Origin of the sequence: Pseudocitrobacter vendiensis, assembly GCF_943590815.1 — a bacterium.
GTDB classification, from domain to species: domain Bacteria; phylum Pseudomonadota; class Gammaproteobacteria; order Enterobacterales; family Enterobacteriaceae; genus Pseudocitrobacter; species Pseudocitrobacter vendiensis.
Genome location: NZ_CALSBS010000002.1, coordinates 410,869 through 428,576, shown reverse-complemented (window position 1 = coordinate 428,576; position 17,708 = coordinate 410,869). Strand labels below are relative to the sequence as shown.

General features: G+C 52.3%; 18 protein-coding genes. 3 read left to right on the top strand and 15 right to left on the bottom strand.

The annotated features are described in order from the left end of the window. The first annotated feature begins 287 nt into the window (after positions 1–287). Positions 288–506: an osmotically-inducible lipoprotein OsmB gene (gene osmB, locus NMC31_RS04595; RefSeq protein ID WP_015964634.1), complete on the top strand. Its 219-nt coding sequence runs from the start codon at positions 288–290 to the stop codon at positions 504–506. A 66-nt stretch (positions 507–572) separates the two neighbouring features. Here the strand turns inward: osmB and yciH are convergent, their stop codons facing one another. From yciH to pgpB, 5 genes are all read right to left on the bottom strand, one after another. Further along, positions 573–899 carry a stress response translation initiation inhibitor YciH gene (yciH, locus tag NMC31_RS04590; protein ID WP_253897111.1) on the bottom strand — a complete coding sequence of 109 codons (327 nt, stop codon included), beginning with the start codon at positions 897–899 and terminating at the stop codon, positions 573–575. Then, the gene (pyrF, locus tag NMC31_RS04585) at positions 899–1,636 is read right to left on the bottom strand and encodes an orotidine-5'-phosphate decarboxylase (RefSeq protein WP_253897110.1); all 738 of its coding nucleotides are present in this window, start codon (positions 1,634–1,636) and stop codon (positions 899–901) included. Before pyrF ends, yciH begins: the two co-directional genes overlap by 1 nt. Before the next feature lie 192 nt (positions 1,637–1,828). Continuing rightward, positions 1,829–2,998: a lipopolysaccharide assembly protein LapB gene (gene lapB / locus NMC31_RS04580; RefSeq protein ID WP_149464611.1), complete on the bottom strand. Its 1,170-nt coding sequence runs from the start codon at positions 2,996–2,998 to the stop codon at positions 1,829–1,831. 6 nt (positions 2,999–3,004) lie between these two features. Beyond that, complete coding sequence (locus NMC31_RS04575; protein WP_253897109.1) at positions 3,005–3,313, bottom strand: LapA family protein; 309 nt, start codon at positions 3,311–3,313, stop codon at positions 3,005–3,007. A 152-nt stretch (positions 3,314–3,465) separates the two neighbouring features. Further along, the gene (gene pgpB, locus NMC31_RS04570; RefSeq protein ID WP_253897108.1) at positions 3,466–4,230 is read right to left on the bottom strand and encodes a phosphatidylglycerophosphatase B; all 765 of its coding nucleotides are present in this window, start codon (positions 4,228–4,230) and stop codon (positions 3,466–3,468) included. A 179-nt stretch (positions 4,231–4,409) separates the two neighbouring features. On the opposite strand from pgpB, the gene ribA reads away from it, so the two are divergent. Further along, entirely contained in the window at positions 4,410–5,003 is a 594-nt protein-coding gene (gene ribA, locus NMC31_RS04565; RefSeq protein ID WP_015964640.1) for a GTP cyclohydrolase II, read from the top strand. 34 nt (positions 5,004–5,037) lie between these two features. Here the strand turns inward: ribA and NMC31_RS04560 are convergent, their stop codons facing one another. From NMC31_RS04560 to topA, 9 genes are all read right to left on the bottom strand, one after another. Beyond that, positions 5,038–6,165 (bottom strand): ABC transporter ATP-binding protein, encoded by a 1,128-nt coding sequence (locus NMC31_RS04560; protein ID WP_149464609.1) that lies wholly within the window; start codon positions 6,163–6,165, stop codon positions 5,038–5,040. Between the two features lie 11 nt (positions 6,166–6,176). Beyond that, complete coding sequence (locus NMC31_RS04555) at positions 6,177–7,079, bottom strand: carbohydrate ABC transporter permease (protein ID WP_149464608.1); 903 nt, start codon at positions 7,077–7,079, stop codon at positions 6,177–6,179. Beyond that, positions 7,072–7,962, bottom strand: a complete 891-nt coding sequence (locus NMC31_RS04550) for a carbohydrate ABC transporter permease (RefSeq protein ID WP_253897107.1) — start codon at positions 7,960–7,962, stop codon at positions 7,072–7,074. The genes NMC31_RS04555 and NMC31_RS04550 overlap by 8 nt, the downstream gene beginning before the upstream one ends. A gap of 312 nt (positions 7,963–8,274) precedes the next feature. Continuing rightward, complete coding sequence (gene acnA, locus NMC31_RS04545) at positions 8,275–10,950, bottom strand: aconitate hydratase AcnA (protein WP_253897106.1); 2,676 nt, start codon at positions 10,948–10,950, stop codon at positions 8,275–8,277. 201 nt (positions 10,951–11,151) lie between these two features. After that, positions 11,152–11,250, bottom strand: coding sequence for a small membrane protein YmiC (gene ymiC / locus NMC31_RS04540; RefSeq protein WP_229837649.1), 99 nt, complete (start codon positions 11,248–11,250; stop codon positions 11,152–11,154). 121 nt (positions 11,251–11,371) lie between these two features. Continuing rightward, entirely contained in the window at positions 11,372–11,521 is a 150-nt protein-coding gene (locus NMC31_RS04535; RefSeq protein ID WP_253897105.1) for a YciX family protein, read from the bottom strand. A gap of 2 nt (positions 11,522–11,523) precedes the next feature. Continuing rightward, complete coding sequence (locus tag NMC31_RS04530) at positions 11,524–11,685, bottom strand: YmiA family putative membrane protein (RefSeq protein ID WP_083867130.1); 162 nt, start codon at positions 11,683–11,685, stop codon at positions 11,524–11,526. Positions 11,686–12,008: 323 nt separating this feature from the next. After that, on the bottom strand, positions 12,009–12,983 hold the full coding sequence (gene cysB, locus NMC31_RS04525; RefSeq protein ID WP_253897104.1) for an HTH-type transcriptional regulator CysB: 975 nt from the start codon (positions 12,981–12,983) through the stop codon (positions 12,009–12,011). A 177-nt stretch (positions 12,984–13,160) separates the two neighbouring features. Next, positions 13,161–15,758: a type I DNA topoisomerase gene (topA, locus tag NMC31_RS04520; protein WP_253897103.1), complete on the bottom strand. Its 2,598-nt coding sequence runs from the start codon at positions 15,756–15,758 to the stop codon at positions 13,161–13,163. Positions 15,759–16,165: 407 nt separating this feature from the next. On the opposite strand from topA, the gene NMC31_RS04515 reads away from it, so the two are divergent. Then, a complete protein-coding gene (locus tag NMC31_RS04515; protein ID WP_015964650.1) occupies positions 16,166–16,417 on the top strand; it encodes a YciN family protein in 252 nt (83 codons plus the stop codon). Between the two features lie 60 nt (positions 16,418–16,477). Here NMC31_RS04515 and sohB read toward each other — a convergent pair whose 3' ends face one another. Further along, positions 16,478–17,524 carry a protease SohB gene (sohB, locus tag NMC31_RS04510; protein ID WP_253897102.1) on the bottom strand — a complete coding sequence of 349 codons (1,047 nt, stop codon included), beginning with the start codon at positions 17,522–17,524 and terminating at the stop codon, positions 16,478–16,480. Positions 17,525–17,708: the final 184 nt, after the last annotated feature.

Below are 17,708 nucleotides of genomic sequence, written 5' to 3'. Positions count from 1 at the left end.
AGAGGGGCCTTTCCCCTCGCAAAACATCCATTCCTCGTATTGTTCTCTTTATTCCGCTATGAGATTTTTCCTAAGGCTCAATTAGGACTTTTTACCTGTCTAATATACGATAAGAAAGTAGAATTAATGTTAGCGATATAACAGGAAGTAACTATCACTTGCGTGACTAAGTAACAGTTCTACAACCTGCGCAACATGCTTCACGACATAAGCCGTTTTTATCTCTGGCCTGCGGCTAAAATTAAAAAAGGCTTTTTCCGTGAATCGAATATTCAGGAGAAAATACGATGACTTCAATGAACAAAAAAATCACTGCAGCGGTAATTGCTGCCACTTTAGTAATGTCACTGAGCGCATGTTCAAACTGGTCCAAACGCGACCGTAACACAGCTATTGGCGCTGGCGCAGGCGCGCTGGGCGGTGCAGTATTAACTGACGGCAGCACCCTGGGTACCCTGGGTGGCGCGGCAGTCGGCGGGATTATCGGCCACCAGGTGGGCAAATAATTAATCGTCCGTATATTTGAAATAAGAATTCAGGGCCCCGATGTTTATCGGGGCCCTTTTTGTTTCTTAACCACCCGCCAGTTTTACTTTCAGCCCTTTAGCTTCGAGTAATGTTTTGAGCAGGTCGCGCTTATCGCCCTGAATTTCAATCACGCCATCTTTCACTGAGCCGCCGCAGCCACATTTCTTTTTCAGCTCTGCAGCCAGTTTTGCCAGTGATTCATCATCCTGATCGATGCCCGTAATCAGGCACACGCCCTTGCCTTTCCGCCCGCTGGTCTGGCGCTGAATACGCACAATGCCATCACCTTTTGGGCGTTCCACAACGACCTTTGGTTCGTCGATACGACCGCTGTCGGTGGAGTACACCAGACGGCTATTGGAGTCGCTCATTACGCCTCCTTTTGCAGCGAGGCATTAATGGTGCGCAATGTCATCGCCGGGTCCGCTGATTGGGTTACCGGACGGCCTATGACCATGTAGTCTACGCCTGCCGCTTGTGCCTGTTCAGGCGTCATGATACGGCGCTGGTCACCCGCTTCACTGCCTTCTGGGCGAATACCCGGGGTCACCAGTTTAAATGCCTGACCCAGTTCCTGCTTGAAGCGCACCGCTTCTTGCGCGGAGCACACCACGCCATCGAGGCCGCAATCACGTGTCAGTTTAGCCAGTTTGGCGGCATAATCCGCAGGTGACAACGTCACGCCAAGATCCACCAGATCGCTGGCTTCCATACTGGTCAGCACGGTGACCGCAATCAGCAACGGCGCATCTTTTCCGAATGGCAGTAACGCTTCGCGCGCCGCCGTCATCATGCGCGCCCCACCCGATGCATGTACGTTCACCATCCACACGCCCAACTCTGCCGCTGCCGCAACGGCATGGGCGGTGGTATTCGGGATATCGTGGAATTTCAGGTCCAGGAAGATATCAAAGCCACGTTGCTGTAAATCACGCACGAATTGCGGGCCAAACAGCGTGAACATCTCTTTTCCGACTTTCAGACGGCAGTCGCGCGGATCGATACGGTCAACAAAAGCGAGCGCTTTATCGCGGTTATCGTAATCGAGAGCAACAACGACGGGAGAGGATGTGACAATACGGGAAGAAGATGAAGCAGTAGACGTCATGACCAGACCTTCTTGTTGATAGGCGCCCGGCTATTCAGGCGCAGAAAAGGTAAACGGCGAGCATTCTACCTGCGAGTGGGGCAAATTGACAGGCGCGATTCGCCCTGCTGAGCCTGACACGCTCGATGCTGAATGTGCGAGGGGTAAAAAATGAAAAGTATGTTGTAACTAAAGCGAGTGTTTTTTTAAATATTACTGCCCGTCGAGGCCGCGAATCGGCTTAACGGTGGACCACGCGCGGCAAGATGGACAGTGCCAGTAAAGCGTATAGGCAGTGAAGCCACACTTCTGGCAGCGATAGCGCGGTTTACTGCGGATCTGCTCGCCAACCATGTCTCGCAGCACCATCAGGCTCTCTTTCGCGCGCCCTTCTTCTGCTTCATTGAGGTGATAATCCATCAATTTATGGAAGACGCGCATCGTAGGATGCCGCTGTAACTGTCGTGTCACGTAGGTTTGCGCGACCTCACCGCCCTCACGCTGATCGAGCACTTGCGCCAGCATCAGTTCTGCCGCAGCACCGGTATTTTCCTCTACGCAGCGTTGCAGGAAAGATTCCCACTCATCGATTTTACCCAGTTGTTGATAACAGGTTTGCAGCATTTCCAGTGTTTCACTGACCAGTTCTTTGTCCTGATCGATGACGCGCAGCAGGCTTTCACGCGCTTTCGCGTAATCGCCCTTCGCCATCCAGACGCGGCCCATCATGATAGAGACGCGCGCGCTGGATGGATCGGCAGACGCGCCCTTCTTCAGCAGCGTCATTGCTTTATCCATATCATCGTTGCCCATCTGTTGCAGGGCCAGTTCGCACCAGAAATGGGCGATTTCGCCGCGATGCTTCTCTTTACCGAGTTTCACCAGGCGTTCGGCCACGTCGATAGCCTTTTGCCAGTCGCTGGTAAGTTGCGCGATTTGCAACAGCTGTTGCAGCGCGCTGATACGAAAATCTGTTTCATCCACCAGTTGACTGAACATGTCTTCTGCGCGGTCATAGAGCCCGGCGGCCATGTAGTCACGCCCCAGCTGTTGTACCGCCAGCAGACGCTGATCGTAGGTCAGCGAGGCGCTTTCCATTAAGGTTTGGTGAATACGGATGGCGCGGTCAACCTCGCCGCGTGAACGGAACAGGTTGCCCAGCGTAAGGTGGGCTTCCACGGTGCCGGTATCCTCTTTTAACATGTCAAGGAACAGGTCAACCGCTTTGTCTTGCTGGTTACTTAAGAGAAAGTTAACCCCTGCCACATAATCACGTGACAAACGGCTTGCTTCGTCCTGTTTGGACTGTTGTGCACTTCTGCGCCCCATATACCAACCATAGGCTGCCGCAACGGGTAAGAGCAGAAACAACAACTCCAGCATAAATCGTTATTCCTTCGTTACTGGCACGGTCGGGTTTACGGACGGCACACTCTCAGGCGCAATCTGATTTTCCAGACGTTTAAGTTTACGCTCTGCACGCAGCAGAGAAACACGCACGCGCAGCCAGAACAGGCCACAAACCAACCAGCCAATCGCAAAACCTACGGCAAACAATACCGCCAGTAATGTTGAGATTCTGAACTCGCCCTGCGCCAGTAAATAGTTAAAGGTCACGAGCTGATCGTTCTGTGCGCCCAGCGTCACTGAAATGACAAAGACCGCTAACACCAATAAGAAAATGAGAAAATATTTCACACGACTTCCCGTTATGTGGTTTCAGCTGATAAATCCCGTTCGATCTATCGCATCAAGCCTTATAAAGTACCATTTTCGCCGCGTAGACGAAATGGAAAAGCACGCGGCCAGTTCAGGATTTGAGGGTTAAAGGGGGGAAAATCAACCCTCACTCACTTTTCCTGCTCGCGTTTCCTGATTTCCTGCGCTTCTTCACCCGGTGGTGACAGTGGGCCGCATATTTTTTGTGCAAGCCAGGTCGCCACAGTAACCAGCAGCCAGGACATCAACGTTGCCGCCACTAAATCGCGTGGCCAGTGCATGCCTAACAGCAGGCGACTGCCCATAACCGCCGTTGCCCATACCAGCAAAATCGCGATGGTGAACGTGCGTCGACGGGGCCACAGCAAGCCAACCGCCAGCAGCGCCCAACTGGCCGCAAACATGGTATGCCCGGACGGAAACGCAAACCCAGTCTCTTTTTGCCAGTGCTTACGCAAGAACGAAGGGATATCCTGTTGTTGTGCAAGCTGTTCTTTGACCAGCGCGCCGCGATCCTTACGCTTTAAAGTGTAGAACTCATCAACGGGAATATGGTGCGTTTTTTCCAGCCAGATAACAAAAGGCCGCGGTTCCTGAGCCACACTTTTCACCCAGGATTTCGCCCCCTGCCCGATCATTATCGCCCCGGCAAGAATCGCAAAGAGCATGATAGCCGGACGCAGACGAAAGCGCAGACACCATAAAAACCAGCCAAATAGCACCACGTGGGTAATGATTCCCCACGGTTGAGTGACCGTTTCCGTGACCCAATACAGCGCTTTCAGCCACATTTCTGAATGTCCAGGCTGCCAGGTCCAGCCGGAGATCCAGACTGCGAGCGGCATCGCTAACAATGCGGCGGCCCCCACGGCAGTTCGTCTGGCAATTGTTAGCATAACGGCTCCTTTGTCTCTGAATCCTCAATAATAACCGAATAATAACATAACGGCGAAACTGTCAAAATTGTGCGCTTTAACAGCAGTCACTTGCGCACTATTAGGTGAACCAAAGCACGTTGTGGCAAAATACAAAAAACAGAAAGCGCTAATGGCGCTGACATAATCTGGAGAATCACATGCAGCTTAAACGTGTGGCAGAAGCCAAACTGCCAACCCCCTGGGGCGATTTCCTGATGGTGGGCTTTGAAGAACTGGCAACCGGGCAGGATCACGTCGCCCTGGTTTTTGGTGACATTTCCGGGCAAACCCCGGTACTGGCACGCGTTCACTCCGAATGTCTGACGGGCGATGCGCTCTTTAGCCTGCGCTGTGATTGCGGTTTCCAGCTTGAAGCGGCCCTCACGCACATCGCGGAAGAAGGCCGTGGCATTCTGCTTTATCATCGTCAGGAAGGTCGTAATATCGGCCTGTTGAATAAAATTCGCGCCTATGCGTTGCAGGATCAGGGCTACGATACCGTTGAAGCCAACCACCAGCTCGGCTTTGCCGCCGATGAGCGCGACTTCACCCTGTGTGCAGATATGTTCAAGCTGCTGGGCGTGGACGAGGTGCGTCTGCTGACCAATAACCCGAAAAAGGTTGAGATCCTGACCGAAGCGGGTATCAACATCGTAGAGCGCGTCCCGCTGATTGTGGGACGCAACCCGAAAAACGCCTACTATCTCGATACCAAGGCGGCCAAGATGGGCCACCTGTTGAAAGAAGAGTAAACATAAAGCCCGCCAGCGAACCTGGCGGGCTTTTTTACAGCGAAATATTTTCCTGCGTTTCCCCGTCAAAAATGTGGCATTTGTCCATCTCAAAACGGAACCACACCTGCTGCTGTAATCCATTGTCGATAATCGGTTTCGCCTGATCGGATGAGATCCGCGCCGTCAATTCAACATCCCCGACCTGTAAATACAGAAAATATTCATGCCCCATGTTTTCAATACGGATTAACTTCCCTCGCCCGCAGCTCGCGCCGAATGACGTCGTGGAAACATCAACATATTCAGGGCGAATGCCAAAGTGCACGTCTTTATCAACGTAGTGCGCCACTTTATCCTGCTGACTCGCATTCAGGGCCAGTAAATCTTCGCCGACGGTGATATGGAGGCCGTCATCGCGACGCACAATTTTTGCCGGTTTAATGTTCATTTCTGGCGCGCCAATAAAGCCCGCGACAAACATGTTTTTCGGTTTGTGGTACAGGTTATCTGGCGTATCGACCTGCATGATGTGGCCCAACTTCATCACGCAAATACGGTCGCCCATGGTCATCGCTTCGGTTTGATCGTGGGTCACGTATACGGTTGTCGCCGGCTTGCCCGATTTCTTGAGCTGCTTATGCAGATCCGAAATACGAATACGCATGGATGCGCGCAGCTTGGCATCGAGGTTCGAGAGCGGCTCATCAAATAAAAATACATCCGGCTTTTTGACGATTGCGCGCCCTACCGCCACGCGCTGAGCCTGACCACCGGAAAGCTGACGCGGCAAGCGATCCAGCAGTTCTTCCAGTTCCAGAAGTTTGGCGGCGTCTTCAACCTGTTGATTGATTTGTTCTTTCGGCAGTTTGCTCAGTTTCAAACCAAATGCCAGATTTTCCCGCACGGTCATGTGCGGATAAAGCGCGTAGTTCTGGAACACCATCGCAATGCCGCGCGCTTTTGGTGGCAGGTTGTTCACCACTTTTTCGCCGATTCGAATTTCACCGCCGCTGATGGTTTCCAGCCCGGCGAGCATACGCAGGGTCGTGGATTTCGCACAGCCGGAGGGGCCAACAATCACCATAAATTCGCCATCGGCAATGTTCAGGTCGATACCATGTACCGCTTTGAAGCCGTTGGAGTACACCTTTTCCAGTTTATTAAAAATCACTTCAGCCATGATATTCCCTCTTAGCCTTTAATTCCGCTGCTGGATACGCCCTGGACGAAGTAACGCTGCGCCAGGAAGAACACAATGATAGATGGCAGAATGGAGATGCTCGCCATTGCCAGAATTTCGTTCCACGGCGCCCCTTCCGTGACGTCGATAGACATTTTCAGCGCCAGCGCAATCGGATATTTATCCACGCTGTAGACGTAAATCAGCGGGCCGATAAAGTCGTTCATCGACCACATAAACTGGAACAGCGCAACAGAGATAATCGCCGGTTTAAGAATCGGCACCAGTACATACCACAGCACTTGCCAGGAGTTACAGCCATCGATTTGCGCGGCCTCTTCCATGTCGCGCGGCACGCCGCGCAAGAACTGCACCAGCATAAAGACGAAGAACCCTTGCGTGGCGAACGCGGTGGGCAGGTAAAGCGGCAGATAGCTGTTCAGCATACCCATTTCGCGGAACATCAGATATTGCGGGATCAGCAACACGGTACTCGGCAGCAGCATGGTGGCGATAAGCGTGGCAAACCAGAATTTCTTCCACGGGATTTCAAAGCGGGCAAAACCGTAAGCCACAATGGTGGAGGAGATAATAGTCAGAATCACTTTTGGGATCACATACTTAAATGTATTGAGCATGTAGTGGCCGAAGTGATATTCCGTGCCGGTTTTCCAGCCGTTGATAAACCCGTCCCAGGTAGCGTGGGTCGGCCAGAGGTTCAGGGTGGTGAAAATCTCGCTATTCGGCTTGAACGCGGCGGAGAACATCCACGCCAGCGGATAGAGCATCAGCAAACCAACCAGCAGTAAAATCACATAGCGAATATTACGGCTGATTTTTTCGCGACGCAGCGTGCGGGCCACCTCGTTCGCCGCATCCGTTGCGGTTGCCGTCATGATATGTTGATCACTCATTTTTACCTCCCTTGTCGGCTGAGTAGAAGACCCAATATTTCGATGACTTAAAGGCCAATAACGCGAAGATGGCCACCACCAGGAACAGCACCCATGCCAGCGCAGCACCGTATCCCATGTCGAAATACTTGAAGGCGGTATCGTAGATGTAGAGTGAGAACAGGTAGGTATAGTAGGTTGGGCCGCCGCCGGTGATAACAAACGGTGCAGTAAACTCCTGGAATGCGCCGCTGGTTTGCATAATGAAGTTGAAGAAAATGACCGGCGTAATCAGTGGTACGGTAATTTTCAGGAACATTTGCCACTTGGCGGCGCCATCGATCATCGCTGCTTCGTACTGCGACTGCGGCACGTTTTGCAGTGCGGCAAGGAAGATAACCATTGAGGAACCAAACTGCCACACACTGAGCAGCGTTACGGAAAACAGTGCCAGCGGCGGCTCACCCAGCCAGTTGATGGGATCCAGACCGAATACGCCGGTAAAACTGTTCAACAGGCCGTCGATAGCAAACAGCGCGCGCCACAGTACCGCAATGGCGACAGAGCTACCGAGAATGGAGGGAATGTAGTACGCCGTGCGGAAAAAACCGATACCACGCAGTTTGAAATTCAGCACGAAGGCGATGAACAGCGAAAACATCAGCTTCAACGGGATAGTAACGAATACGTACACAAACGTGACCGCAAGGGATTTCCAGAACAGCGGATCCTCTGAGACCATGTAACGGTAGTTTTCAATGCCGTTAAACTCAGGTGGGCTCATCAAATCATATTGGGTAAAACTCAACAGAAAAGAAGAGACAAAGGGAAAGGCGGTAAACACTAACAATCCAATAATATAGGGCGAGATCCATGCCAACCCTAACCACTTATTTTCATTCATGACAGCCTCGGGGCAAATAAATAATGCCGTATCATCCCGTAAAACTCATAACGACATCGCGATCAATATCACAGTAGAAATAATTCAATACTTTCAACGTGTGATCGCCATCAAAGCCTTGCAGCACCTGGCTTTAGATATAATTACCATGAATGTTTTAAATAAAACAACACCATTGCACAACCAGAATAAAATACAAGCTAATAAAACTAATAAATCCATTATTTATTTTAACGTAATTGCTAATAATATTAGTAATATGTATAAAAAAACCCGACTGCTTTCGCGAGTCGGGCCTGGCATTAAACAGAATCAATCCAGCATATTACGAATCACGTAATGCAGGATGCCATCGTTTTGGTAGTACGTCAGTTCTGTCTGCGTATCGATACGGCAACGGCAAGCCAGTGTTTCCCTGGTACCGTCGGCGCGCGTCACGGTTACTGGTATCGTGGCGCCCGGTTTAAGCTGCTGTAAATCCGGAATATCCAGCAGCTCTTCCCCGGTCAACCCCAGCGACTGCCGCGTTTCACCCTGCGGGAATTCCAGTGGCAGAATCCCCATACCGATCAGGTTGGAACGGTGAATACGCTCAAAGGATTCCGCGATCACCACTCGCACGCCCAGCAGACGCGGCCCCTTCGCCGCCCAGTCGCGGCTGGAACCGGAGCCATACTCTTTCCCGGCAATCACCGCCAGGGGGGTGCCCTGCTTCTGATACGCCATCGCCGCATCATAAATCGACATCACTTCTGAACCTGGCAACAGGCGCGTCATCCCCCCTTCTACCCCTGGCACCATTTCGTTGCGGATGCGAATGTTGGCAAAGGTACCGCGCATCATCACTTCGTGGTTACCGCGGCGGGAACCATACGAGTTGAAGTCGCGACGTTCAACCCCGCGCGCCTGCAGGAAGCGCCCCGCCGGGCTGTCCGGTTTAATGCTGCCCGCCGGAGAGATGTGGTCGGTGGTGACGGAATCACCCAGCATTGCCAGAATACGTGCCCCATGGATATCCTCTACCGGCTTCGGCTGGGCTTCCATATCGTCAAAGAACGGCGACAGGCGAATATAGGTAGAGTCATCCTGCCAGTTGTAGGTATCCGATTCCGCGACGGTGATAGCTTTCCATTCCGGTGTGCCTTCGAAGACTTCCGCATACTCTTTACGGAACATCTCGGTGGAAACCTGCTGCACCGCTTTGGCGATCTCCTGGCTGCTCGGCCAGATATCTTTGAGGTAAACCGGATCGCCTTTTTGATCGTGACCCAGCGGGTCGCTTGCCAGGTTGACGTTCATGTTTCCGGCCAGCGCATAGGCCACCACCAGCGGCGGCGAGGCCAGCCAGTTGGTTTTCACCAACGGATGAATACGCCCTTCGAAGTTACGGTTACCGGAAAGCACCGCCCCAACGGTCAGGTCGCCCTTCTTAATCGCCGTTTCGATAGGTTCTGGTAGCGGGCCAGAGTTACCGATACAGGTGGTACAGCCATAGCCCACGAGGTTAAAGCCAAGTTTATCCAGGTAGGGGGTGAGACGTGCGTGGGCGAGATAATCAGAAACCACCTTCGACCCCGGCGCCAGGGAGGCTTTCACCCACGGCTTCGGCTTCAGGCCCAGCTCAGCGGCTTTTTTCGCCAGCAGACCCGCCGCCATTAGAACGCTCGGGTTGGACGTATTGGTACAGGAGGTGATGGCGGCAATCACCACCGCGCCGTCTGGCAGCGGTACGGTTTCACCTTTGAGCGTATATTCTACCGGCTGCTTATCTTTCTGCGCGGTGTTCACTTCCAGCTCTGTCGCGGCGGCAAAGGCTTTAGGTACATCGCCCAAAGCGACGCGATCCTGTGGGCGTTTCGGCCCGGCAAGACTCGCTTCGACCGTGCCCATGTCCAGTTCGAGACTGCTGGTGAAAATCGGTTCATCACCGGTGTTGCGCCACATCCCCTGTGCTTTAGCATAGGCTTCGACCAGTGCAACCTGCTCATCGCTGCGTCCACTCAGGCGCATGTAATCGAGCGTAACGCCATCAATCGGGAAGAAGCCGCAGGTTGCGCCATATTCCGGCGACATGTTAGCGATGGTGGCACGGTCCGCCAGCGGCAAAGAGTCCAGACCATCGCCATAGAATTCAACAAATTTCCCCACCACGCCGTGTTTACGCAGCATCTGGGTGACGGTCAGCACCAGGTCGGTGGCGGTAATCCCTTCGCTGAGCTTGCCGGTTAACTTGAAGCCCACCACATCCGGAATCAACATAGAAACTGGCTGGCCGAGCATCGCGGCTTCTGCCTCAATTCCCCCGACGCCCCAGCCCAGCACGCCAAGGCCATTAATCATCGTGGTGTGTGAATCGGTGCCGACCAGCGTGTCCGGGTAAGCAACCCATTCATCGTTTTGTAATTCGCTCCAGACCGCTTTACCCAGATACTCAAGGTTAACCTGGTGGCAGATCCCTGTACCCGGCGGCACAACGCTAAATCGGCTGAACGCCTGCTGGCCCCAGCGCAGGAACACATAGCGTTCATGGTTGCGCTCCATCTCCAGGCGCACGTTTTCTGCGAAAGCATCATCGTCGCCGAAATGATCCACGGTAACCGAGTGGTCAATGACCAGGTCGACCGGCGAAAGCGGATTAACCTTCGCGGTGTCGCCGCCCAGACGCTTCACCGCTTCGCGCATGGCAGCCAAATCCACGACCGCTGGTACGCCGGTGAAATCCTGCATCAAGACCCTCGCCGGGCGGTAGGCAATCTCCCGGTCAACATGGGCAGTTTTCACCCACCCGGCCAGGGCTTTAATATCCTCTTCCGTAACAGAATCCCCATCCTGCCAGCGCAACAGGTTTTCCAGCAGGACTTTGAGTGATTTGGGTAGACGGGAAATGTCACCCAGCGTGTTGGCTGCCAGCGGTAAGCTGTAGTAGTGATAGGTTTTATCTTGCGTGTGCAGCGCGTCCTTACTGGCTTCTCGTAGTGTTGACGACATAGCTCCTCCTTTATGTGTAACGGGACTTGCAATCCCCTGACACTCCTCAGGGTACGCATTAAAGATAACACAAAGATGTCGTAACGTTTTGATAACAACTCTAATTGATAAAATTGTTGAGACTATTCTGTGAAATTAAAACGCCCGGCGCAGAGGCCAGGCGTGAGAAGGAAGGAAGACGGAGATTATTGCGCCGCAAATTTACCGGCACAGCAGCCAGATAATCTGCCCCCAAAACAGAAGTGAAGCCGACAGCGCGCCCATCCATGACCAGTATTTCAAATTGTGATGCGTATTCATTTTGCTTACACCTTTTTATGCATGAGTGCATTCAGCCGACATGGTGTCGACAGACCGTTGCTGTGGTGTATTTAAAAGTCAGTGCGAATGCGGAAGGTATGTTGGGCGAGCCACCCTGCTATTATTTTTTTTTGCGCTCACCAGGATTAAACGACTCAATAAATTCACGTTGTTCGGGGGTCAATTCCCATGATTCAGGAATTTTGACCTTATCCTGTTTCTCCGGCTGCGGCTTGGGCTGTGTTGGCCGGGGACGACTGGAGATAAACATGATCAGCCCCAGTACTTCCAGACAAGCAGTGCTACAACCACCCAAAATAGCGCAGACCCCAGAAACACCGACGCCCAGGCTTTACGCTTCACGTGCGGATCGCGCTGTGGACCTTTGGTTCCTGACGGCATCGACAACCTCTTACAATCGATATTACTTATCATTTTGGCACCAAACAATCGGTACGATTAATCATCACTGAGACAAATCCTAAATAAAATCTAGTCAAAAATCCAGTGCTTTCGCCAGCCAGGCGGACGCATTTATTTAATCTTTTGACCAAAAATAAATAATTGAACTGTAAAATTTGCCTTAAGGGGAAATCGTTTCTACTTTTATGCCCTCACTGGCAATACATTAGCCAAACTAATGAAAAATATAAGGGCATATCGAGAGCAAGATGATTTAGGGGATGAGAATGAGGAGAGGTATTATTACGGTTCAGACGGTATCTCCGCAAAGGAGATACCGTTCGGAATTTAGTGAATTACTTCTCTGGCAATTTAATATCTTTGAACATCGCCTCGATGTCTTCATTGGAGCGCAACGCTACCGCGGTATCAATAACGTCGCGCGTTAAATGCGGCGCAAAGCGTTGAATAAAATCATACATGTAGCTGCGCAGGAAAGTGCTGCGACGGAAGCCGATTTTAGTGGTGCTGTGGCTGAAAATACCGTCAGCATCCAGTTTAACCAGATCAGGATCAGAAACCGGGTCAACGGCCATGCTGGCAATCACCCCTACCCCCAACCCGAGGCGAACGTAGGTTTTGATAACGTCGGCATCCGTGGCGGTGAAAACAATGCGCGGCGTCAGGCCAGCGCGGTTAAACGCGGTATCGAGCTCTGAGCGCCCGGTAAAACCAAAGGTATAGGTGACCAGTGGATACTGGGCCAGTTCTTCTATTGTGACCGACGTTTTCGACGCCAGCGGATGCTCCGGCGTCACCACTATGGAACGGTTCCAGTGGTAACACGGCAGCATAACCAGATCGTCATACAGGTGCAGCGCTTCCGTGGCGATGGCAAAATCCGCATTCCCTTTCGAAACCGCTTCGGCAATCTGCGTTGGCGAGCCCTGATGCATGTGCAGAGAAACGCGCGGATAACGCTCGATAAAGCCCTTAATCACGCCGGGAAGCGCGTAGCGCGCCTGGGTATGCGTTGTGGCGACGTACAACGAGCCTTTGTCCGGCCAGGTGTGTTCGCCCGCCACAGATTTGATGGCATCCACTTTCGAAAGCACTTCACGGGCAATGCGAATAATTTCCTGCCCGGCTGGCGTAACCTGCGTCAGGTGCTTACCACTGCGCGCAAAAATCTGGATACCCAGCTCATCTTCCAGCATTCTGACCTGTTTACTGATGCCCGGCTGTGAGGTGTACAAGCCTTCAGCGGTAGAGGAGACGTTGAGGTTATGGTTAACAACTTCAACGATATAGCGGAGCTGCTGTAGTTTCATGGCGCGGTATCCGGTTGCGTAGTGATACGCTATTAATACGATTTAATAATAAGAAAAGTGTTTGCTATAACCACTATATCATTTATAGCAAGTGTGTATAGATGGGAACAAAAAATAATAACGCGGTTATAAAAAAGGGCCGATGATCGGCCCTTTGTGCGGTTTGTCAGGTGACAATTATTTCTTCGCTTCGACCCATTTACCGTCGACAAAGAAGGCAGACCAACCGGTCGCTTTACCCTCTTTCTCAGAAGAAACATACTGCTGCTTCGTCTTACGGCTGAAGCGCACCATCGTCTTGTTACCTTGCGGATCTTCCTGCGGCGCATCGGCCAGATAACGCAGTTTCTCCGGCAGACGATCGCGGAATCGGAACAGCTCTTCGACCAACGGCGCGCGGGTTTCACGCGATTTAGGGAAGGTGTTCGCCGCCAGGAACACACCGGCAGCACCGTCACGCAGTACGAAGTAGGCGTCCGATTTCTCGCACGGCAACTCCGGCAGCGGAACCGGATCTTCTTTCGGCGGTGCCACTTCGCCGTTGCGCAGGATCTTACGGGTGTTCTTACACTCTTCGTTAGTGCAGGCCATGTACTTACCAAAACGCCCCATTTTCAGGTGCATTTCAGAACCACATTTCTCACACTCAACGATCGGGCCGTCATAACCCTTAATGCGGAATTCACCCTCTTCGATTTCGTAACCGTCGCAGGTCGGGTTATTACCGCAAACGTGCAGCTTACGTTTCGGATCGATGAGATAGCTGTCCATTGCCGTGCCACACTTCTGGCAACGACGTTTCGCGCGCAGCGCGTTGGTTTCAGCGTCATCGCCTTCCAGCACGTTCAGCACTTCGTTTTCCGGCACCAGGTTGATGGTGGTTTTACAGCGCTCTTTCGGCGACAGCGCATAACCGGAGCAGCCCAGGAATACCCCCGTACTGGCGGTACGAATGCCCATCTTGCGACCACAGGTCGGACAATCGATACTGGTCAACACTATCTCGTTCGGCTGCATGCCGCCCTCTTCAGGCGGTTTCTCAGCTGTTTCGAGCTGTTTGGTGAAATCACCGAAGAAGAGATCCAGCACCTGCTTCCACTCGGCTTCGTGGTTTGCCACGCGGTCGAGATGGTCTTCCATCTGAGCGGTAAAATCGTAGTTCATCAGTTCGCGGAAGTTCGCTTCCAGACGATCGGTGACGATCTCACCCATTTTTTCAGCGTAGAAACGGCGGTTTTCCGTACGCACATAGCCGCGATCCTGAATGGTCGAAATGATCGACGCATAGGTAGACGGACGGCCAATACCGCGTTTTTCCAGCTCTTTAACCAGTGAGGCTTCGCTAAAGCGCGCCGGCGGTTTGGTGAAGTGCTGAGCTGGCGTCAGTTCAACCAGAGAGAGTTTGTCTCCCTGATTAACCATCGGCAGCGTGCGGTCTTCATCGCCTTTGCGCAGCGCAGGCATCACCTTAGTCCAACCATCAAAACGCAGGGTACGACCGCGCGCCTTGAGTTTGAAATCACCCGCCTGCACCGTCAGCGTCGTGGAGTCGTACTGTGCCGGTGTCATCTGACAGGCAACAAACTGACGCCAGATCAGCTGATACAGTTTCTGCGCATCGGCTTCCATATCTTTCAGCGATTCAGCAACCACCGAGACATCGGAAGGACGAATCGCTTCGTGCGCTTCCTGAGAATTCTCTTTGCTGGCGTACTGGTTCGGGTTCTTCGGCAGATATTTATCGCCAAAGTTATCGCCGATATAACCACGCACCATGCTCACTGCGTCCTGGCTCAGGTTGGTAGAGTCGGTACGCATATAAGTGATGTGGCCCGCTTCATACAGACGCTGTGCCATCATCATGGTTTTTTTCACGCCAAAGCCCAGACGGGTGCTGGCGGCTTGCTGTAACGTGGAAGTGATAAACGGCGCGCCAGGTTTGCTGCTGGTCGGTTTATCTTCACGTTCAAGGACGCTGAAGCTCGCTTTTTCCAGCAGGCCAACGGCAGCCATTGTCTCGTCGCGACTTACCGGACGGAAGGCTTTGTCTTTCTGGTGCGTTACTTCCAGCGGCAACGCGTCGTCGCCCGGAGTAGTGGTACTCGCAACCACGTCCCAGAACTCTTCCGGCACGAAGGCTTTGATTTCTCGCTCACGCTCAACTACCAGACGCACGGCAACGGATTGCACGCGGCCTGCGGACAAACCGCGGGCGATTTTTTTCCACAGTAACGGCGACACCATATAGCCCACAACGCGGTCCATAAAGCGACGCGCCTGCTGCGCGTTAACACGATCGATATTCAGTTCGCCCGGCTTTTCAAACGCCTGGCGAATCGCATTTTTTGTAATTTCGTTGAACACCACGCGGCTATAGCGCGAATCATCTCCACCAATCACTTCCCGCAGGTGCCATGCAATGGCTTCCCCTTCGCGGTCAAGGTCGGTTGCGAGATAGATGTGGTCGGCTTTTTCCGCCAGTTGCTTAAGTTCTGAAACTACCTTTTCTTTACCCGGGAGCACTTCGTAGTGCGCTTTCCAGTCATGCCATGGGTCAACGCCCATGCGGTTAACCAGCGCGCCACGTTCATCCTTTTTAGGCTTTTTGGCCGTTTTGGTGGAGGCAGAGTCAGCGCTCTTTTTGGCGGCTGAGCCACTTGTCGGCAAATCGCGGATATGACCGACGCTGGACTTAACCACGTAGTCATTACCCAGATACTTATTGATCGTTTTGGCTTTTGCCGGGGACTCAACGATAACGAGAGCTTTACCCATATTCACCTTTACCTAATTTGATTCTTCCAGAATACATCGCACATTGAGTCACCTGTCCACTGGCGACAAGCCTTGTATGTTGCGGCGGTCTCAATGGATATCAACCCTATAGCCACCCACTTCACATCCTGAAGCCAGGCGGTTGAGTTCACTGACGTTTTACCGCCAGGTGCTATAGCACGAAGAATTTTCGGTCGAATGTCAAGCAAATCTGTTGCCAGATTGCCGAAAGCGTCACACTGTACCTGATAAAATTCGTTACGCAACTTTATTAGCACGCATTTGTTAAACGCGCCAGAAAGGCAGGTACAGGCTTAACCTTAACTATAGCCCTGAAGTTTCAAGGGAGTATTTGCCCCGAGCGCGTGCCCGGCGTAAACTAGGGGAAGTTTTTCGAGGAGTAGAAAATGTCTGGTAATACACAACCCATCGATCGTCAAACTCTGCTTATTGAAGCAAACCGACTCATCCGTGAACATGAAGATACCTTAGCTGGCATCGAAGCCACGGGCGTAGAACAGCGCAATGGCGTATTGATATTCAGCGGCGAGTATTTCCTGGATGAACAAGGCCTGCCCACGCCGAAAAGCACGGCAGTATTTAACATGTTTAAATACCTTGCCCATCAGCTTTCCGAGAAATATCACCTGGTCGACTAACACACGTTGAGTCAGGCGAACTCACAGCCCGGCAGTGAGCCTACCGGGCTGTCCTGAGACTTACATCAACGGCTTTTGCCCCCGCTGCCACCAGCGCAGCAACAGGCGATCTGCACTTTCTGCCGCACTCCCGGTGAAACGGTCCATCATTTTCTTGCGCTGTTTATAACTCACGCTCATCACTTCGCGATCTTTCATCAGGTTCAGCAGCAGTTCATCGCTGGTACCCACTTCATCCACCAGCCCTTTCTCCTGCGCCTGCACGCCGTACCAGTGCTCACCGGTCGCCACCGTGTCGATATCAAGCGATGGCCGCATCTCTTTAACGAAAGCCTTAAAAAGATGATGGGTTTCGTTAAGATCTTCGCGGAATTTCTGCCGCCCCTCTTCTGTGTTTTCCCCCAGCATCGTCAGGGTACGTTTATACTGGCCTGCCGTGTGCAGTTCGATATCAATATCTTTATTTTTCAGAAAACGATGTAGGTTCGGAATTTGCGCGACCACGCCAATGGAGCCCAGAATGGCAAACGGCGCAGCGACGATTTTATTCGCCACGCAGGCCATCATATAGCCGCCGCTGGCCGCCACTTTATCGACCGCCACCGTCAACGGGATCTGCTTATCACGGATGCGTTGTAGCTGAGACGACGCCAGGCCGTAACCGTGCACCACGCCACCAGGGCTTTCCAGACGCACCACCACTTCATCTTGCGGCGTGGCGACCGTCAGCACCGCAGTAACCTCTTCACGCAGCGAGGCAACTTCATGCGCATCCATACTGCCTTTAAAATCAATCACCCACACGCGCGATTTGCCTGAAGGCGTTGCGTTGCCCTGTTTGGCCTTTGCTTTTGCCGCCTTTGCCTCAAGTTTGGCTTTTTTCTTTTGTTCTTTATGCCAGAGTTTTTGCTGTGGGCCGTCGAGAAGCGCCACCGCTAAATCTTCCTGCATCTCTTTGTGTTGTTCGCTTAGATTGGTTATCCGCAGCTCTCCACGTTGCCGCTTGCGCTGTGACAAATTGATAATAAGTGCTGCGATTACAATGATTGCGACGACAACCGTCACGATCTTCGCCAAAAACAGACCATATTGAAAAAGAATTTCCACGCTTTCACCTTGTACAAAACCACTGAATCTGCGACCAGTGTACAACACCGTATTCGCTACGTCTCGACCACGATTAAAGCCTGCGAGGCGCTTTCCGTAATTCAAATTGGCTGATGAAATCATTGCAAATTGTTAATTTTACGTTGTCTCTCCTCCTGGCTGATTGAAATAGTGGCGCGATTAG

What these genes read in the sequence shown, in the direction of transcription:
- NMC31_RS04550 (WP_253897107.1), bottom strand. Translation starts at nt 7,962, where the DNA reads ATGAATGAAAATAAGTGGTTAGGGTTGGCATGGATCTCGCCCTATATT.
- yciH (WP_253897111.1), bottom strand. Translation starts at nt 899, where the DNA reads ATGAGCGACTCCAATAGCCGTCTGGTGTACTCCACCGACAGCGGTCGT.
- NMC31_RS04515 (WP_015964650.1), top strand. Translation starts at nt 16,166, where the DNA reads ATGTCTGGTAATACACAACCCATCGATCGTCAAACTCTGCTTATTGAA.
- pgpB (WP_253897108.1), bottom strand. Translation starts at nt 4,230, where the DNA reads ATGCTAACAATTGCCAGACGAACTGCCGTGGGGGCCGCCGCATTGTTA.
- ribA (WP_015964640.1), top strand. Translation starts at nt 4,410, where the DNA reads ATGCAGCTTAAACGTGTGGCAGAAGCCAAACTGCCAACCCCCTGGGGC.
- NMC31_RS04555 (WP_149464608.1), bottom strand. Translation starts at nt 7,079, where the DNA reads ATGAGTGATCAACATATCATGACGGCAACCGCAACGGATGCGGCGAAC.
- ymiC (WP_229837649.1), bottom strand. Translation starts at nt 11,250, where the DNA reads ATGAATACGCATCACAATTTGAAATACTGGTCATGGATGGGCGCGCTG.
- osmB (WP_015964634.1), top strand. Translation starts at nt 288, where the DNA reads ATGACTTCAATGAACAAAAAAATCACTGCAGCGGTAATTGCTGCCACT.
- acnA (WP_253897106.1), bottom strand. Translation starts at nt 10,950, where the DNA reads ATGTCGTCAACACTACGAGAAGCCAGTAAGGACGCGCTGCACACGCAA.
- NMC31_RS04560 (WP_149464609.1), bottom strand. Translation starts at nt 6,165, where the DNA reads ATGGCTGAAGTGATTTTTAATAAACTGGAAAAGGTGTACTCCAACGGC.
- NMC31_RS04535 (WP_253897105.1), bottom strand. Translation starts at nt 11,521, where the DNA reads ATGTTTATCTCCAGTCGTCCCCGGCCAACACAGCCCAAGCCGCAGCCG.
- cysB (WP_253897104.1), bottom strand. Translation starts at nt 12,983, where the DNA reads ATGAAACTACAGCAGCTCCGCTATATCGTTGAAGTTGTTAACCATAAC.
- lapB (WP_149464611.1), bottom strand. Translation starts at nt 2,998, where the DNA reads ATGCTGGAGTTGTTGTTTCTGCTCTTACCCGTTGCGGCAGCCTATGGT.
- pyrF (WP_253897110.1), bottom strand. Translation starts at nt 1,636, where the DNA reads ATGACGTCTACTGCTTCATCTTCTTCCCGTATTGTCACATCCTCTCCC.
- topA (WP_253897103.1), bottom strand. Translation starts at nt 15,758, where the DNA reads ATGGGTAAAGCTCTCGTTATCGTTGAGTCCCCGGCAAAAGCCAAAACG.
- NMC31_RS04530 (WP_083867130.1), bottom strand. Translation starts at nt 11,685, where the DNA reads ATGATAAGTAATATCGATTGTAAGAGGTTGTCGATGCCGTCAGGAACC.